A 16,237-nucleotide genomic window follows, 5' to 3' on the forward strand; every position below is an offset into this window, starting at 1 on the left:
CCCGGGCAGTATCGGCTTATTTAAGCGGGGCCAGAACTAGTCGTCCGTAGCTGATAAATACACACAGCACCGCCACGGTTAGCCAATAATACAGGGGACCGGCGTTAGCTTCACCCGATTGCCAATGCAGCAGGCTGAACAGCAACATGCTTGCTGCAATCACCAGCGCAGCTAGCGGGGCAAGTATAGCGCCGGGTTTATATAACAGCGGCACAATCAAGCCCAGGCAGCATAACAGTTCAATTACACCCAAGCCGAGCCAGGCTGCATTGGGAATGGCGGCCAAAGACTGCATGCTCTGAGCGGGGTTACTGAATTTCCACAGCGCACCTATGGCGGTGTGTATGGCTATCAATATCTGCAAGGTCCACAACAGAATATTCATGCTTGTATTCCTTGCGCCGCCTCTGCCGACTCTTGTTCAATCGGGCGGATATCCATACTTTCTAAACGCGCTCTGTCCATTATCACATCGATGTGAGTGATCTTGCCGTCTGTTATACCAAAGCAGAACGCCACCATGGTTGTGCCATTTGCCCCCCAGGTCGCCCCTGGCATGCCGTCCACCAGGCTAAGCATGGCGCCCAGAGCTCGGCCTTTAAGGGTATTAGCCACCTTAGTTGCCCCCGACATTTCAGCTTCAAATTGCGGTGCGCCTTTAGCCTGATTGGCCTTAGTGATTTTCAGAGCGGTGGCATCCGCACGCAGAATGGCATCCGGGTGAAGTAAGCTCAGCAGCGCCTGAAAGTCACCTTGTCTGGATGCTTGCAGAAAAGCCGCAACCAGATGCTGTTGGTGTGTATCATCCTGTCTGCTTGAGCTGGCGCCCTGAACCTGGCGGCGGGCGCGGCTGGCCAGTTGTCTGGTGGCGGCCTCAGAGCGTTCGATAATAGGCGCAATGTCGGCAAAGCTGAGATCAAACAGGTCATGCAGGACAAAAGCGATACGCTCCGGCGGTGACAGGGTGTCCAGTATCAGCAGCAGGGCCGGTCCCAATGAGTAAGCGATTAACAGCTCGGTTTCCGGCCCCTGCTGGTTGTCGATGTGCAAGTCCAGCACCACATCGTCTGCTGCTGGTTTACGCGCCCGTAACTGGTCCAGGCAGATGCGTGATACAACAGTTATTAACCATCCTTGCAAATTGTTGATCTGTTCGGCATCACTGCGATTAAGTCTGAGCCAGGCTTCCTGCACGGCGTCTTCGGCTTCATTGCTTGAGCCCAGCATCCGATAGGCCAGCGATTGTAGGTGTTGGCGATGGCTGTTGAAATGCTCTGCCAACCCGTCCTGTTTGTTCATGGTATGTCCCGTATTGTTTAAGTGTTGATTCACAGCCCCAAAGGACTCAATCAAGATGACGAAAAACACTATATCAATGTGACAAAAATAGCGGTTTAATTTTTAATTTGTTGAAAATAAAGAAGATAAATTGAATGCCCGTAGGTAGGGATTAGGTCACAACAAGTCTGGCTGAAGAGGTGCAAGCGATTACACCAGCACTATTTGTAACTCGCGTTTACGCATGGCTTGCAGAACCGTTGGATCGGCGCTTTTATCGGTGATCAATACATCCAGTTCGCGGATACCTGCAACCTGGTGATTGGCAATAAGACCAAGACGGTCTGGCCCGCCCATTACCACGGTTCTATCTGACTGTTCCACCGAAATACGCATGACCTCGGCTTCTTCCATATATTTCGCGGTAAATCCGCGTTCCGGGTGCAGTGCACAGGCACCGGTAAAGTAGATATCAAAACGCATTTTTCGCAGCATATTACAGGTTACGGCGCCAACGCTGCGCAGTGCCGGTTTAAAAAAGCTACCGCCAACCACAATGACATCGGCTTTGTCATGATGCATCAACTCGCAGGCGATAAGCGGGCAGGCCGTGACAACCGTCAGACGCATATCCCTGGGTAGAGATTTGGCCAGATACAAACAGGTTTCACCTGAGTCGAGCAATATGGTTTGTCCAGCCTGCAAATAGCTAAGGGCTGCAGTGGCACGTTTTTGTTTATCCGGGTGTTTTAACTCCAGCCGGTCGGCGTAATCCGGCACATCCAGTTGCAATGGCAGGGCGCCGCCATGCACCCGGCGTAGCAGTTGCAATTCGCCGAGGCGATTGAGATCCCGTCGTACTGTGTCTTCAGATACGCCCAGTTGCAGGGCTAAATCGGCGGCATAAACACGGCCCTTGTCATTCAGTTCTTTAAGGATCAGGGATTGACGTTCGGCCAGCAGCATGAATTTTCCTGTTTTTGCGTGTTCTTGCCGATTTTACTTGATAACCCGGCATCGGCAAGGGTATATTTTGCCTGTTGTTGCATGAATTTGCTTTTTTATGCCTGATTTCAGGCGGTTTTATGCATTTCCCGGTAAGGAGTGTAAATGGTTTCTTGTGCTTTTGACCTCGACGCTTATCAAGCGGTGATCTTTGATATGGACGGCACCTTACTGGACTCTGCCGACGCAATTCGTCAGGTGTGCAGCCGTTGGTGTGCTATTCATCAGTTGGATGTGGAGCAGGTTCTGGCGATGTGCCACGGCTCCAGAATCCGTGACTTCCTGCCCGAGTTGGCCCCGCATCTGGATGCAGATTTGGAGGAAGCCTGGCTGAATGCCGAGGAAGCAGAAGAAACAAACGGCATTGTGCCCATAGAAGGTGCCCATGCCATGCTCAGATTGTTAGAACTGCGCGGTACCAATTGGGGGATTGCGACCTCCAGTGCCGGACCAGTTGCCCGAATGCGCCTTGGCACTTTGGGTTTTCCTATCCCACAGGTGTTAATCACCGCCGAATATGTGAAGCGCGGTAAACCCGATCCTGAGCATTTCGAGCTGGCTGCCAAGCATCTTAATGCCGAACCTGATCGTTGCCTGGCCTTTGAAGATTCAGCCAACGGCGTCGCCGCGGCATTAGCTGCTGGCTGTGATGTGGTGGTGGTCGGGGAAGCAGGACAGTATCTGTACCCGCAACATCAGCGTATTGTCGGCAGAATTAGTGACTATCAGTCCATATTGGCGGTCATTGAACAAACCGGAGTTCGCTGATGGAGAGCGTATCCAGGTTACAGATGCAAGAAAAGTACTGGGATATAGCCGGTATTATCATTGGTTTGATGGGCTGTCTGGCCCAGCTCACTCAGGTTGTGAGTGAGTGGCAGCGCAGTGAGCCTGTCACTATGTCACTGGCCTTTGTTATCGGCTATTGGTTGGTGTTTGCCTTCTGGTTGGCCTATGGCCTGTTTTTTAAACGACCTGCCATTATTGTCACCAACAGTATTGCGCTGTTACTGCAAAGCGCGCTGTTAATCGCGCAGTTTTAACTTCGTACCGGGTAGGTGCGTTGGCCCTCTCTCGCACCTAGTCCGGTAACGCCTTCGCTCATTCCTTTTTTGGGCTTCTGTTTCAGTAAGGGGCCTGAAACCGGAATGTCCTAACCCGGTTGATGTTAGTGCTTTAACAGGTCGGGCATGGGGCTTAGTGCAATAAACGTTTTAACGCCCTGCTAATCTGCTTTTTACTGGCTTTATCGGTGGTTAACCCTTGTGCACGCTGATAAATCTGCCGGGCGAGAGCCGGCTGGGCCATGGCTTCTGCCAGTTCGCCCTGTAGCAGAAGACTTTGCACATAGTCTTCGTCATAAACCTTATCTTCATTGAGTAAGCGGCTGATGGCTGCCATGCCCTGAGCCTTCTCGCCATAGCCCTGCAGACTTAGATGAGCACTCCACTGACAGGCATCCCGCCATTTGGGCAGCAAAGTCACATCGTACGGCGTGAGCATGCAGCTTTGGTAAAAACTCTGCTGTGCTGGCGCTTTTTGATCATAGGTAAGCTGCAACTGGGCGGCACGCTCCATCAAACGCAGGTTATCAGCAAATTCAGTTTTGACTTGTATGATAAGTTGCTCGCCGGTACGGCTGTCCTGGGTGTTTTGGGCAAAATCCATGGCGGCAACCAGATGATATTGCTGATCAAGGGAGGCCAGTTGCACAACCAATTGCCGGGCGGCTTCTTCATCCCATCCCCATAAATTCTCCCAGGCCAAGGCTTTGGCCGCTTCCAGCATGTATTTTGGCGTATTAGGCGCCAGTTCATTGGCGCGCAGCATATGCTGCACATGTAAGTCGATATAGCCCAGCTTATTGATAAAACTGCTGTTTTCCTTTACTTCATACCAGAGCCTGCCCGCCTGGTAGTGGGCTTCGGCACTGTCTGAGTAGCGTTTGGTCAGTGCATGTAGCTGCTCCTGCTGATTGTCGTCCTGGCGGGCAACGGCCAGCGCCGCCTGCCATATATCCTGCTGCAGTGGGGACAGACCCGGTGTTTTCAGCAGGTGTGCCAGTTTCTGGTAATCGCGCTGGTAATAGGCCGTTTTAACCCCGCTGAGTAGGTCTGTGTCGACCACTTCTGCCATGGTCACCTGGCTGCCAAGACAGCTTAGGGCGAACAGGATAGATATCTGATTTTTACTCATTGCACAGTGTCTCCAACCATAGGGTTAAGTTCATCCAGCCATTGGGTGACAGCCACCGGCTGGGTAAATAGCCGCTCAATCAGCTCGCGCTGCCCTGGCGCTTCACGCAGTAAGGCCTGAACAAAGTCCAGCGAACTGGCGGGCCCTGCCGGGTAGCCGTGATCGCGGCCTAAGGTTTTTAGTGCTTTGAGGATTGGCGCATCGCCCACTTCCTGGCGTAGCCTGGCAAAGACCAGGGTAGCGCGGGAATATTGGTCATAGTTCTGCTCGGCGCTGATAAGGCTGACCGGCGCTTCCCGCCGGCGGCTGTCGGCGGCCAGAAAACGTTCCCGCTCGTAGGCAACCAGGGCCTGCATGGCCGCCTGACTTTGATGTTGTTCCAGCATCACCAGCTCCACATATTTAGCCAACGACTCCACCATAAAGGCGCTGTCTTGTTCGATACCGTTGCCTAACCAGTGACCAAACCATTGATGAGCGGTTTCATGCACCGTTCGGCGGTAAGCCTGGCTGAAATCTTGCGAGTCGGTCTGCAGGGCGCGAAATCCTACCCGGCTGCCAATCAGCAGTAACTGTGGCAGGGCATAGCCGGTCGGCCCCATATCTGGCTTTTCCACTAAAGTCAGTGTGCCGCCGTTATAAGGGGCAATATGCTCAGATAAAAAGGCAACTGTGTCGGTCATGGCATCCAGCGTCAGTGGAACATTGGTTTGATGCTGGGGTAAATGGGCTACCTGCAGTAAGGTGTCGCCAATTTGACGGCTGGAAAGCATTAACGGCGCCGCGATAAATCCCTGCAGATTGCGCACTGGCCTCAGGGTTTTAAACAACCGGTATTGCCTGCCATCCTGCTGCCAGCTTTTGACCAGCTCGCCCTGGGTAAAACTTTGATAGCCCAGTGGTGTGGAGAGGCGGGTTTCCATCTGGCTCCATTGATAGCTGTCGAACTGCTTGTCTCTGCCGCTAAGCCTGGCTTCGATACTTTGCTTTTGTGGTGTCGGCAAGCCCTGCTGACGGCGCAGATCTTGGTTACTGATCTGCCGAATGCTTTGGTAGCCGATGGAGGGAAAGTAGGGAATAGCACGTAAGTAATTGAAGTCCTTAGTCAGGATTTTATTGGGTGATATGCTGCTGTAGCCGTTTTGCGCCAACTTCAGAGTAAAGTGCAAGGTTAAACTTTGCCCAGGTTGCAGGGCTTCACTGAGTTTATAGATACGCTGTCCCTGTCTGGCATCATAGTCCACAGTTAGTTCGACTTCGGCTGGATGCGTCGAGTTCTCCCCTTGCATCAAGCTGATATGGCTAAGGGGGCTTCGCCAGTCTTCCCCAACCAGGATTTGATTAATGGCCTGCTGGTGGTGATTTTTCAGCGTATATTGTCCGTTAATCTGCACCTCACGCTCGTGTGGATAAAAGTCCACTTGGGTGGTGACCTTGCTTATTTGTGGCATGGGCAGACTGGCAAAGTGCTGATACTGGCGTTCATAGTCAGCCAGCAAGGCCGTGCGCTGTTTGGGTGTCAGGTAGTGGCCGTTTAGCTTAAGACCGCTTTGGATAGTTAAAAACTGTTTGGCCAGCAAGGCAAGTAACAGGACCGCACTGAGTAAAACGGCTTTGTTGAACTGAAAACGCGGCTTGTTGTGTCCAGCCACCTGACTTGCCAGCAGCAAAAGCACGCCACTGACCAGTAACCAAAAGCAGGTAAATGCCCAAAATCCTTGAATGGTTGCCTGGTAACCCAAGTAGGCATCGGCAGGTTGTAAGGGGGTGGCAAAGGCTCTGAATAGCGGATGATGCAGCCCCATTAACGCCGCCAGGGGGGTAAAGTGCAGCAGCACCAGCAGTAAAGACAGCAGCAACGCCAGCCAGCGTTTGCTTGTGCCAGCGTGAATGGCGAGGAAAACCAACCCTGCAGCGGCGAGTTGTAAACCGGCGTAACAGATCATCTGCAGATAGTCAGTCCACTGCACGGGGCTCTGCTTTAGCCACTGACTGAGTGCGGCGGCCAGCACGGTCAGTAGTAAAAACACCAGTAACAGGGCGCACAAGCTAATCACCCTGGCGGCGAGCCTGATGCTTGGCACAATAGGCAGCGCATCGATAATGCCGTCAATGCGGCATTGTCTGTCATGCTGATGCAAGGCGTCGCTGAAATACAGCATCAGCGCACTACCAAATAGGGGGAGCATGTCCCACATTACCCGGTTAATGGCATCCAAGCTCAGCCCCTGTAAAACGGCTCGTTGCTCGGCATAATCCAAAGAGGGGTAAACCTCACCGACGACAATCAAGCACCAGATCAGGCCCGCCAACCAAATTACAGGCTTGCTGAGGACCTGCTGGATACCCAGCCGGGTGAGGCGTAACAGTTGTGTGGCTGGCTTCGGCGCGACAACAAAGAAATGCAGCAAAGACTTTGGTGCAGGGCTTGATTTCGCTGAGCCAGAAACATGTTTTGTCGGCACCAAAGCCGGTTTGTTGTTGCTCGGTGGCCGGATGGCCAGGCGAATGGCCAGTCCTGCTATTGCGCTGGCAAGCATCAGGATGAGCAGCCGATTGGTGATAATGATAAATTCATTCGGTTGTCTTTCCAGCAGCGCGGTCATGCCAAACCAATCAAAGTAGGACATGGCGCTGTGCAGCCAAGGGATGGGCAGCGTTGACGCGGCCATTAAGGGGGAAGCGCTGGCAACCGCTAGTATGCTATACAGCACGAACCAAAGCAGCGCCGCAAGGTAGACCAGTACCGTCGAGGTACTTAAGTTGCGCAGCAACCAGAATACCGCCACAAACAATAAGATGGCAGGCATTCCCACGACTAACTGCCAGGTTTGCAAGCTAATTGCGATATCGAGCTGACGGCCGATATCTGGAATGGTTTCGGCCTGGGTATTGAGGCCAATCTGTACACCCAGGGCGGCCAATGCACCCAATATCAGTAGCTGCAGTATCAGGCCACTGACCTGAACCGCCTGTTGTTTAACCTGCGACAGGGACGTGGCGGCTGCAAGTTCTGTCATATTGTGGTTCATGGCCCGATAAAGGGAGAATACGGCAAGTAGCCCGCTGGCCCAGGGCAGCGCCATCATACTCAGTACGCCGATAAGATTGAGCTGATGGGCGTTGCTAAATAAGTCTGCTTGCTGGCTATAGCCTCGCCCAACAAAGATACCAAGTAACGGAGCCAGGAGCATTAAGATACGCAGCAGCGGCTGGCGCAGGCAAAGGCTGAGTTCGTTCACCAGCATTATGCAGCCTCCAAAGGCAGACCATGCAGATGCATGAAATAACAGTCCTGCAGACTTGCTGTCACTGGCTCAAACTGCTCTGCCGGACAATGATGACACAGCACTCTGGCCACCGGATTACCTAAATGCAGGCTTTGGCTGAGCAAATGACTGTTGCCCGGAAGATGGCCGGGCTCATGCAGGGGACCTTGCCAGATTTTGCCCTGCAAGGGGTGAAACAGGTTGTGGGTCTCACCGCAGGCGACGATAGTGCCGTTAAGTAAAATGGCCGTTTTGCTGCATAAGTGTTCAATGTCTTCCACTATATGGGTGGAGAGGAGTACCAGCCGGGACTGGGCAATGTCATGCAATAGTTGGTGCAGACGCAGGCGCTCAGCAGGATCCAGACCTGAGGTGGGTTCATCAAAAATCAGCACTTGTGGGTCACCTAACAGGGCCTGGGCAACGCCAAAACGTTGCAGCATGCCACCGGAAAAATGACTGGGTTGTCTGTGCGCGTGTTCGGTTAGATTGGTCAGCGCCAGAACCAACTCAATTTGCTGGCGGCGGGTTTGCTTGTTTGAGAGTCCTTTCAATACTGCCAGATGTTCCAGCAGGGCTAAGCAGGAAATATGCGGATACACACCAAAATGCTGAGGCAGATAGCCCAGCTTGCTGCGTAAAAGCTGCGGGGACTGCAATATGTTCTGGCCATTAAGTTCGATGCAACCGCTATCCGGTGTCTGTAAGGTCGCAATAGTGCGCATCAGGCTGGATTTTCCGGCCCCATTGGGGCCAAGCAGGCCCATCATGCCAGTGCCCAATTGGAGGGAAACGTCGTCCAGGGCTTTGGTACCGTCAGGATAAGTTTTATTAATGTGCGCAAGTGTCAGCATAGGTTTGGCTCCCAGGTTTTTACAGGCAGGTTAAGGAGCGCGGGGCTGGCTATAAAGGTATTGATGACAAACCAGCGGATTTTTATGACATCCTTGATTTATCGGGGTAAATTGCCGTTTATCAGTAAAATTGGCCGGTTTGTCATGATTTAACTGACAGGCTTCGCTGCTTTGCCAACTATAGGTACTTTGTTACCGCCGAATAGTTCTTATTATGTCGAACGCTTTTCTTTCTCTGCTTCGCTCAGCTTTTTGGCCGCCAGTTTTGCCAGTGGTGGTGGCCGTTTTAATCGAAACACTTATCCGTATACATGGCTATGCAGCGGAAAATTACGACGACTATATTCAGCTGCGCGGCGGGGCAGGATTGTATCTGCAAACCTTACTGCAACTGATCTTGGAAAGCGCACCGCTGATAGCAGCCCAGTGCTGGGTGCTGCTACGCCCCGGGCCGCGAGGTATATTAGTCTGGGTCATGGGGTATGTGCTGTATCCGGCTATCAGTCTGATGCTGCAGACCAGCCAACCCGCATTCTCGACGCTGTTGTTTAGTGTACAGTTTTGGATTCTGGCAACGGGGTTGTCACTGCTGTATTGGGGGCAGCGGGCCTACCAACTTGCTCAAGGTGTGCAAAGTGGGGCGTCCTGGTGGCGTTATATATTGTCGTTGGATGCCGCTTTAGTGCTATGCCTGGTGAGCTGGGTGATATTGATGAGCGGCATGTTCGTTTATACCCCTGACCCTATGCATAATCAGCCTCTGGAGCCCAGGCTAGATCCAGTCCAGATGCTCAGGCAATGGCCGCTGACCTTATATTATGCCTGGCAGTTTTCGGTGCTGGCCGCCGTGGTCTTTGCCTACTATTGGGTGAATCGCTATATCTTGATCCGCAGGGTATTAGCGACCCAGGGCGTGTATCTTTTCTTACTGTGTAGCGCCGCCTGGCTGCTATTGTCTTACCCTCTGTTCGGCACAATGGTGTTGCAAATGCCGCTCAATATTGCTGAACAGAGCTTACTGCCTTCGGAAAATCATCTCCCTTTTGACAGCATGAACTTGCTGGTCGCCGTTCTCATCTGGGCCTTTAGCACGCCGCTGATTCTGGCTTTTGAACGGCAACAAAATGCAAGGCAACTGGCCGAGCTTAGCCAGGAACAAACCCAGGCGGAGCTGAAAATGTTGCAACAGCAGGTTAATCCACACTTTCTGTTCAATACACTTAACAGCTTATATGCCCTGTGTCTGACGCAATCGGCTCAGGCCGCCCCTATGCTTTTAAAATTGGCAGACTTACTGCGTTATGTCGTATACCAGGGGCAGAATACCAAGGTGGCGCTGGCGGATGAGGTGGCTTATTTGCAGAACTATCTTGAGTTACAGGAGTTAAGGGTTGGCAAGCGCTGTCTTGTCAAAACTGATATCCAGCTAGCGGATGGGGATTGGCCAATTGCCCCATTGCTGCTGATTATGCTGGTAGAAAATGCCTTTAAACATAGTGTCGAGGTCAGCCAGGATAGTTGCGATATTGAACTCACCCTGAAAATGGACGGCGACCGGCTGGTTTTCGTTTGTAGTAATAGTTTGCCGAAGGATTACCAGCCCAATCAGAACGGTGGAATTGGCCTTATTAACCTAAAGCGGCGCCTACAACTGGGATACCCAGGGGAATATAGTTTGCATAGCGCAGCGCAGGGTCAACGATGGGGCGCCAGGTTGGAGATTAGGTTATGAAAACCCTGCTAATTGACGATGAACCCTTAGCCCATGAAGTATTGTTGCATCATAGTCGCGAGCATGCCGATGTTGAGATTGTTGGCCAATGCTTTAATGCCGCCGAGGCATTGGCGTTTTTGGCCAACCAGCAAGTCGACCTGATTTTTCTGGATATCAATATGCCGGTGCTATCGGGGTTGGAGATGCTGAAAGTGCTCGCCAATCGCCCGCAGGTGGTGCTCTGTACCGCATATCAGGAACATGCTTTGGCAGGCTTTGAGTTGGATGTGACTGACTATCTGCTCAAACCTGTCAGTGCCGAACGTTTTGCCTTGGCACTAGATAAAGTGCGCCGCCGGGCGAATGAGGAAGGACAGAGTACTCAAACCACTGTGGCCAGCCATATAGTGATTAGGGTGGACAGGGAAGATCGCAAGATTGAACTGGAAAAAGTGCAATGCTTCGAAGCCTATGGCAACTACGTAAAAGTATGGCTGGATGATAACTGCTGGTTGACTGCTGCGACCCTCAAGTATTTTGTGGAATCTTTACCTGAGGATAAGTTTGTACAGGTGCATAAATCTGTTTTGGTGAATAAAGCTATGGTGGTGGCCAAAGACAATGAGGGCCTGACTTTGCAAAGTGGTAAACGAGTAAAAATTGGCAAGGCCTTCAGGCAAAACTGTCTGGCAATGCTGACCTGAAGATGGTTTGGGATATTTTGTTTTGGAGATTGGAAAATGCGTCATTTTATTGGTTGTGTTTGTTTATTGAGTACATTTATGGCGGTTGCCATGGATAAACAGCCATTAGCGGAACAAGGGCCGGTTGCGCCGGTCAATGCCTTATTTGATGCCATGCGGGCACACGAAGCTGACAATATCAGAGCGCAATTTAGTCAGGGCGCGCAGTTACAGCGGGTAAAAACGGATGGCCAAGTGGTGTTGTCTGATATTGATAAGTTCGCTGACAGTATCGCCGCCCATAAGGCGTATTTGGATGAGCAGTTATTATCGGTGACGGTTCAGCAGTCGGGCAATCTTGCCAGCGTATGGACGCCCTTTGCCTTTTATGTGGATAACCAACTAAGTCATTGTGGAGTCAATCATTTTGTGGTGGTAAATACGGCGGGAGGATGGCGAATTCAGCACCTGATTGATGTAACCCATGACGGAGATTGTCAGGCCTTTATTGCAGAGCATTGATATTTAAAGGCGACATGATGCCTGGTGACTTCAGACCAAACAACATTCATTGAAAATGAACCATCGGAGTAGATTGATGCGCATAAGGACGCGATGTGTTTCGTCGTTATGGCTGTTATTGGTTGCCTCATATTGCAATCTGGCAACTACCGAGACATCACTAAGTCTTACAGACAAAATTTCCATGGCCACTGAGGCGTTAGCGCAAGGGGATAGCAGCTTAGCCGGTCAACTTATTCAAACTGAGACAGCCGAGCCAAACTATGCCTTGTTGCAACTGGAAATCCTCTATTGGTTGGAACAACGCGAATCTGACCAAGCGATAGACAAGCTCCGCGCATTTGAGCAGTTGTATCCGTTACGGGCGGATACCTTTGCGTTTTCCTCAGAGGTGTGGCGCTCCATAGGTCATCAGGTCAACATTTTTGCCAAATCGGGTTACTACAAAAAAGCGGTGGCAGCCAAAATAAAGGCTGGGCAACTGGCCCCGGATAATCCGCGCTACATGACTTTGGCAGCCTCTGCACTGGGGCAGGCAGACAACTACGGTGGCGACATGGCAGCACAAAAGCCACTGACCGAGCGGATAGTCGGGCTGGATAAAAAATGGGGTTACATTGCGCGTATTAATTTGGCGCAAAATAATGATGAATATACGCAGGGCAGAGTCTTGGCTGCACAAGCGGCTGCAGAGTTTGGTCAGGACTTTGATATATTGGAGAGAGTCGGTCAATTTCATTGGACTCTGGGCGAATACAACGAGGCGCAGTACCATTTTCTGCAAGCTTGTAAAAATCGTCCCAATGATGAGTGGCATCTGCAAATCAAATGGCAGAATGCCTGTTATTTGGTCGGCGAATTTGCAAAAGAGCAACAAATTGGGCTTGAAAATGCTGTAGAAGCTTTGACCATCTTGTTGAGTGTGTATACTTTGCCAACGGAGAGTAACTTCGCGAGCGCCGATTTACTTTTGACCCTTGCCAGTGCGGAACAGGCATCCCCGGCAATAGACATGTTGTCCCGTATTCTGAATGAGTCTGCAGACAAAAAACTCAGGAGAAAGGCTGAGAAAGTTCTGCAACGCTTAAAAAAGCAAACTCAAGCCAGTTAGCGCCACCAATACAAATACTTAATGTCCTAGCGCTTCCGCCAGGAAATCAAATACCAGGCGTAAACGGGCGCTGGTATGTAACTCACGGTGAATTACCAGCCATAATTCGATTTCAAAAGCAGCCATATCCGGGAGTGCCCTTTCCACATCGGGATCGCTGTCACCTACATCCTCTGTCATAAAACCCAGTCCAGCACCCTGCTTGACCAGTTGCCACTGCACTAAATGGTTGGCAACCACCAAAGGGAAGTTATCCGCTGCTAAGCTAAATCCAAGCTTATGCAGCTCATCACGCATCACGTTGTTGTGTTCAAAAGCCAGGAAATCAGCATCGTTAAGATCGTCCGGGCAGGTACGTTTAGTGAAACCTTGCAAATAGCGTTTGGCACCATACAGATGGGCGCGAATATTGGTCAGCTTACGGGCAATTAGATCCTGTTGGGTGGGGCGATAGGCACGAATAGCGATATCTGCCTCTCGGCGCAACAAGTCGCTGCTCTCATTGGTGGCAATCAGCTCGACAATGATGCCCGGCGCATGTTGGCGTAATTTGCTGAGTATTGGAGGCAACATGTAAGCGGCGGTTGTTTCGGCAGCACTAATGCTGACCTTACCCGTCACACTTTGGGCATGGCCACCGGCCGCAACAGATAAGCGGGCCGCCGCGTCATCCATGGCCTGTACATGCTCAAGCAGCGCATGCCCACTTGGGGTCAACAATAATCCGCGTGCCGTGCGCTCAAATAAGGTGGTACCAAGCTGTTTTTCCAGCGCACTGATCTGACGACCCAGAGTGGGCTGGGTCATTGCCAGTAACCTGGCTGCGGAAGAAAAGGAACCTTGTTGCGCCGTCACCAAAAAGACTTTGGCGTGATTCCAGTCAAAAGGTTGAGGTTGTTGAGCCATGCATTTTTGCATATCTGTAGTGAATTTTTCGCCATTCTAACCCTTTATTTGCATAACTTATGATGGGTTTTTGTAAACAAGTACGAGGGAACTATGCAGGAGAGCGTCAGATTCTGGGACAAGGTCGCACAGAAATATGCCAAAAGTGCGATTTCTGATATGCCGTCTTATGAGCACAAGTTGGAGGTTAGCCGCCGCTACTTTACGCCCGATAGCCATTTACTGGAACTGGGGTGTGGCACTGGCTCCACAGCACTTTTGCATGCGCCTTATGTGGCACACATTCTGGCCACAGATATCTCTGCCAATATGCTCAATATCGCCAGACAGAAAGCCGCCGAGCAGCAAATAAGCAACGTTAGCTTTATGCAGGGTCGCAGTGATCAGCTTAACCCCAAAGTACCAATGGATGCGGTTCTGGCACTTAACCTATTGCATCTGGTAGATGACCGGGCTGCAGTGATCCGTGATGCCTACCGTTGGCTGAAGCCAGGCGGGGTGTTTATTAGCAGTACCGCCTGCATCGGCGATAGCAAATGGCGATTTGCCAAGTTTATTGTGCCACTGGGGCGTTTGTTGGGACTGATGCCGCCGGTCTATGTATTCACGCAGGCTGAGTTTGAGCAAAGTCTTAAAAAGGCAGGCTTCGAGATTGATTATGTGTGGCGCTCGGAAAAATTTCCCAGCGTTTTTATAGTGGCTAAAAAGCCGGCATAACTGTTACTTTGTTAACCACTTAATTCAGTTCGATGTTCAGGGAGTCAGATGTCAGCCTTTATCCAGGTTAACAACCTGCGTAAGTCCTTTAAAAAATTGGAAGCCGTGCAAGGTATCAGTTTTTCTGTGCCTAAGGGTATATGCTTCGGCCTGCTAGGGCCGAATGGCGCGGGCAAAACCACCACCATTGAAATGATGGAGGGTATTGTAGATTTTGATGGTGGCGAGATTCTATACGATGGCGAGCCGCTTAATCGTGCCATGAATCAGCGCATCGGCATTCAGTTTCAGCACACCGCTTTGCAGGATTACCTCAGTGGCCGTGAGTGTCTGAGTATGTTTGCCAGCTTTTACAGTCATGCCTTGGATGTTCAGCATTTAATCGAGCTCTGTCAGCTGGAAGATTTTGCTGAGCAGGACCATCGCAAACTATCCGGTGGTCAGAAGCAACGTTTATTGCTGGCTATCGCGCTGGTCAACGATCCGCAGATTCTGTTCTTGGATGAACCCACGACGGGTTTAGATCCGCATGCCAGACGTAACTTTTGGGATCTCATTAACCGTATCAAGGCCCTGGGTAAAACCATTGTACTGACCACGCACTATATGGATGAAGCCGAGTACTTGTGTGATGACATTGCGATTATGGACAAAGGCCGGATTATTGCCCGCGGTGCGCCACGCGATTTGCTTGCCGAACATTTTAAAGGTGTGCTGATTCGTCTGCGCCAGCAGCATTTACCTGAAGCGGTTATGGCAACCTGTCATCCTCGTCAGGATGGGGCCTACTGGTTTATCAACACCGATAAGGTGGAACAAACACTGAAATTACTGGTTGAGGAGCAAGTGGAGCTGGACGGTTTGCATGTTAAATCTGCCAACCTAGATGATTTGTTCTTAAAACTCACGGGTCATGGCTTGCAAGGCGCACCAGAGCAATTGGAGATGGCCGATGTTAAGTAGGTTTTGGGCGGTGTTTAAGTCCCGTAATCTGGAGTTTTTCCGCGACCGCTCGTCGCTGGGCTGGAACCTGGCCTTTCCTTTGTTGCTGGTGGTGGGCTTTGCCTTTATTTTCAGCGGTGATGGCCGCGCAGCATATAAAATTGGTCTGGTGGGAGAGGGAGGCGACAACAGTTTTTTTCACCTGAAACATGTGGAATATGTGGCGTATGACGATCTGGCACTGGCGCAGCAAAAACTGCAGCAGCATCAGCTGGACTTACTGGTGGAACCGGCCAGCCAGACCTATTGGGTTAATAGCAGTTCGCCGCAGGGCTATTTTGCCAGTGAGCTTTTGACCGGCAAGTTACCTGATTATCAACGTCAGGAACTGGATGGCCGGGAAATCCGTTACCTGGATTGGGTACTACCGGGTATTCTGGGCATGAATATGATGTTTTCCAGCCTGTTTGGCGTCGGTTATGTGATTGTTCGTTATCGCAAGAGCTCGGTACTTAAACGCCTTAAGGCTACGCCGTTGCGGGCAGTGGAATTCCTGGCAGCACAGATCTTGTCCCGGTTGTTTATTGTGCTGAGTATCACCAGCTTTGTGTTTATTGCTTGCAACAGCCTGTTTGATTTTTACATGCTGGGTAGCTATCTGGATTTATTCTTGGTCACTGCATTGGGGGCCGCATCTATGATTGCGCTGGGTTTACTGATGGCCAGCCGCAGTCAGAGTGAAGAGCTGACCGGAGGGCTGCTGAATCTGATTAGCTGGCCGATGATGCTGCTGTCAGGGGTGTGGTTTTCCCTGGAAGGTGCCCCGCAAGCCATTGTGCAGGTTGCACAGCTATTACCTCTTACCCATTTGCTTGAGGCTGCCAGAGCCATTATGAACGACGGTGCCGGGCTGGCAGAGATTCAATACCACTTATGGACATTATTGTTGATGACCTTGGTGTTTATGGGATTAGGCGCCTTGTTGTTCCGCTGGCAGGGCGAAGGCCGCTAGGCTGATTTTATTTGTGGCTGGATAAATA

16 protein-coding genes are annotated in these 16,237 nt (G+C 51.2%); 9 read left to right on the top strand and 7 right to left on the bottom strand.

Features of this window, described 5'->3' with window-relative positions:
- Positions 1 to 16 precede the first annotated feature (16 nt).
- The 3 genes from J0A65_RS01490 to J0A65_RS01500 form a co-directional block, all read right to left on the bottom strand.
- The gene (locus J0A65_RS01490; protein WP_206592335.1) at positions 17 to 385 is read right to left on the bottom strand and encodes a DoxX family protein; all 369 of its coding nucleotides are present in this window, start codon (positions 383 to 385) and stop codon (positions 17 to 19) included.
- Positions 382 to 1,299: a sigma-70 family RNA polymerase sigma factor gene (locus J0A65_RS01495; RefSeq protein ID WP_206592336.1), complete on the bottom strand. Its 918-nt coding sequence runs from the start codon at positions 1,297 to 1,299 to the stop codon at positions 382 to 384. Before J0A65_RS01495 ends, J0A65_RS01490 begins: the two co-directional genes overlap by 4 nt.
- A gap of 189 nt (positions 1,300 to 1,488) precedes the next feature.
- A complete protein-coding gene (locus J0A65_RS01500; protein WP_206592337.1) occupies positions 1,489 to 2,244 on the bottom strand; it encodes a DeoR/GlpR family DNA-binding transcription regulator in 756 nt (251 codons plus the stop codon).
- 144 nt (positions 2,245 to 2,388) lie between these two features.
- Here J0A65_RS01500 and J0A65_RS01505 point away from each other — a divergent pair, with 144 nt between their 5' ends.
- Together J0A65_RS01505 and J0A65_RS01510 are read left to right on the top strand one after the other, a co-directional pair.
- Positions 2,389 to 3,051, top strand: a complete 663-nt coding sequence (locus J0A65_RS01505) for an HAD family hydrolase (RefSeq protein WP_206592338.1) — start codon at positions 2,389 to 2,391, stop codon at positions 3,049 to 3,051.
- Positions 3,051 to 3,326, top strand: a complete 276-nt coding sequence (locus tag J0A65_RS01510; protein ID WP_206592339.1) for a hypothetical protein — start codon at positions 3,051 to 3,053, stop codon at positions 3,324 to 3,326. The genes J0A65_RS01505 and J0A65_RS01510 overlap by 1 nt, the downstream gene beginning before the upstream one ends.
- 154 nt (positions 3,327 to 3,480) lie before the next feature.
- Here the strand turns inward: J0A65_RS01510 and J0A65_RS01515 are convergent, their stop codons facing one another.
- Genes J0A65_RS01515 through J0A65_RS01525 form a run of 3 tightly spaced genes read right to left on the bottom strand, consistent with a single transcriptional unit; the run spans position 3,481 to position 8,602 of the window.
- Positions 3,481 to 4,479, bottom strand: coding sequence for a hypothetical protein (locus J0A65_RS01515; RefSeq protein WP_206592340.1), 999 nt, complete (start codon positions 4,477 to 4,479; stop codon positions 3,481 to 3,483).
- The gene (locus J0A65_RS01520; protein ID WP_206592341.1) at positions 4,476 to 7,727 is read right to left on the bottom strand and encodes a M1 family aminopeptidase; all 3,252 of its coding nucleotides are present in this window, start codon (positions 7,725 to 7,727) and stop codon (positions 4,476 to 4,478) included. Before J0A65_RS01520 ends, J0A65_RS01515 begins: the two co-directional genes overlap by 4 nt.
- Positions 7,727 to 8,602 carry an ABC transporter ATP-binding protein gene (locus J0A65_RS01525; RefSeq protein WP_206592342.1) on the bottom strand — a complete coding sequence of 292 codons (876 nt, stop codon included), beginning with the start codon at positions 8,600 to 8,602 and terminating at the stop codon, positions 7,727 to 7,729. Before J0A65_RS01525 ends, J0A65_RS01520 begins: the two co-directional genes overlap by 1 nt.
- 277 nt (positions 8,603 to 8,879) lie before the next feature.
- Between J0A65_RS01525 and J0A65_RS27790 the strand changes: the two genes are divergently transcribed.
- From J0A65_RS27790 to J0A65_RS01545, 4 genes are all read left to right on the top strand, one after another.
- Positions 8,880 to 10,334 carry a sensor histidine kinase gene (locus J0A65_RS27790; protein WP_206592343.1) on the top strand — a complete coding sequence of 485 codons (1,455 nt, stop codon included), beginning with the start codon at positions 8,880 to 8,882 and terminating at the stop codon, positions 10,332 to 10,334.
- Positions 10,331 to 11,020 (top strand): LytR/AlgR family response regulator transcription factor, encoded by a 690-nt coding sequence (locus tag J0A65_RS01535; RefSeq protein ID WP_206592344.1) that lies wholly within the window; start codon positions 10,331 to 10,333, stop codon positions 11,018 to 11,020. The genes J0A65_RS27790 and J0A65_RS01535 overlap by 4 nt, the downstream gene beginning before the upstream one ends.
- A 36-nt stretch (positions 11,021 to 11,056) precedes the next feature.
- Positions 11,057 to 11,521, top strand: coding sequence for a nuclear transport factor 2 family protein (locus J0A65_RS01540; RefSeq protein WP_206592345.1), 465 nt, complete (start codon positions 11,057 to 11,059; stop codon positions 11,519 to 11,521).
- A 76-nt stretch (positions 11,522 to 11,597) separates the two neighbouring features.
- Positions 11,598 to 12,632: a hypothetical protein gene (locus tag J0A65_RS01545; protein WP_206592346.1), complete on the top strand. Its 1,035-nt coding sequence runs from the start codon at positions 11,598 to 11,600 to the stop codon at positions 12,630 to 12,632.
- 18 nt (positions 12,633 to 12,650) lie between these two features.
- Here J0A65_RS01545 and J0A65_RS01550 read toward each other — a convergent pair whose 3' ends face one another.
- Positions 12,651 to 13,538: a LysR family transcriptional regulator gene (locus tag J0A65_RS01550; RefSeq protein ID WP_206592347.1), complete on the bottom strand. Its 888-nt coding sequence runs from the start codon at positions 13,536 to 13,538 to the stop codon at positions 12,651 to 12,653.
- 93 nt (positions 13,539 to 13,631) lie between these two features.
- Between J0A65_RS01550 and J0A65_RS01555 the strand changes: the two genes are divergently transcribed.
- The 3 genes from J0A65_RS01555 to J0A65_RS01565 are packed head-to-tail and all read left to right on the top strand — an operon-like array spanning position 13,632 to position 16,209.
- The gene (locus J0A65_RS01555; protein WP_206592348.1) at positions 13,632 to 14,255 is read left to right on the top strand and encodes a class I SAM-dependent methyltransferase; all 624 of its coding nucleotides are present in this window, start codon (positions 13,632 to 13,634) and stop codon (positions 14,253 to 14,255) included.
- Positions 14,256 to 14,303: 48 nt separating this feature from the next.
- A complete protein-coding gene (locus J0A65_RS01560) occupies positions 14,304 to 15,218 on the top strand; it encodes an ABC transporter ATP-binding protein (RefSeq protein WP_206592349.1) in 915 nt (304 codons plus the stop codon).
- Positions 15,208 to 16,209 (top strand): ABC transporter permease, encoded by a 1,002-nt coding sequence (locus tag J0A65_RS01565; RefSeq protein ID WP_206592350.1) that lies wholly within the window; start codon positions 15,208 to 15,210, stop codon positions 16,207 to 16,209. Before J0A65_RS01560 ends, J0A65_RS01565 begins: the two co-directional genes overlap by 11 nt.
- The last annotated feature ends 28 nt before the right edge of the window (positions 16,210 to 16,237 follow it).

This window comes from Bowmanella yangjiangensis, from assembly GCF_017255015.1.
Classification (GTDB): Bacteria; Pseudomonadota; Gammaproteobacteria; order Enterobacterales; family Alteromonadaceae; genus Bowmanella; species Bowmanella yangjiangensis.

Excerpts from the sequence above, each read along its gene's own strand:
- J0A65_RS01490 (WP_206592335.1), bottom strand. The coding sequence starts at position 385 with ATGAATATTCTGTTGTGGACCTTGCAGATATTGATAGCCATACACACC.
- J0A65_RS01495 (WP_206592336.1), bottom strand. The coding sequence starts at position 1,299 with ATGAACAAACAGGACGGGTTGGCAGAGCATTTCAACAGCCATCGCCAA.
- J0A65_RS01500 (WP_206592337.1), bottom strand. The coding sequence starts at position 2,244 with ATGCTGCTGGCCGAACGTCAATCCCTGATCCTTAAAGAACTGAATGAC.
- J0A65_RS01505 (WP_206592338.1), top strand. The coding sequence starts at position 2,389 with ATGGTTTCTTGTGCTTTTGACCTCGACGCTTATCAAGCGGTGATCTTT.
- J0A65_RS01510 (WP_206592339.1), top strand. The coding sequence starts at position 3,051 with ATGGAGAGCGTATCCAGGTTACAGATGCAAGAAAAGTACTGGGATATA.
- J0A65_RS01515 (WP_206592340.1), bottom strand. The coding sequence starts at position 4,479 with ATGAGTAAAAATCAGATATCTATCCTGTTCGCCCTAAGCTGTCTTGGC.
- J0A65_RS01520 (WP_206592341.1), bottom strand. The coding sequence starts at position 7,727 with ATGCTGGTGAACGAACTCAGCCTTTGCCTGCGCCAGCCGCTGCTGCGT.
- J0A65_RS01525 (WP_206592342.1), bottom strand. The coding sequence starts at position 8,602 with ATGCTGACACTTGCGCACATTAATAAAACTTATCCTGACGGTACCAAA.
- J0A65_RS01535 (WP_206592344.1), top strand. The coding sequence starts at position 10,331 with ATGAAAACCCTGCTAATTGACGATGAACCCTTAGCCCATGAAGTATTG.
- J0A65_RS01540 (WP_206592345.1), top strand. The coding sequence starts at position 11,057 with ATGCGTCATTTTATTGGTTGTGTTTGTTTATTGAGTACATTTATGGCG.
- J0A65_RS01545 (WP_206592346.1), top strand. The coding sequence starts at position 11,598 with ATGCGCATAAGGACGCGATGTGTTTCGTCGTTATGGCTGTTATTGGTT.
- J0A65_RS01550 (WP_206592347.1), bottom strand. The coding sequence starts at position 13,538 with ATGGCTCAACAACCTCAACCTTTTGACTGGAATCACGCCAAAGTCTTT.
- J0A65_RS01555 (WP_206592348.1), top strand. The coding sequence starts at position 13,632 with ATGCAGGAGAGCGTCAGATTCTGGGACAAGGTCGCACAGAAATATGCC.
- J0A65_RS01560 (WP_206592349.1), top strand. The coding sequence starts at position 14,304 with ATGTCAGCCTTTATCCAGGTTAACAACCTGCGTAAGTCCTTTAAAAAA.
- J0A65_RS01565 (WP_206592350.1), top strand. The coding sequence starts at position 15,208 with ATGTTAAGTAGGTTTTGGGCGGTGTTTAAGTCCCGTAATCTGGAGTTT.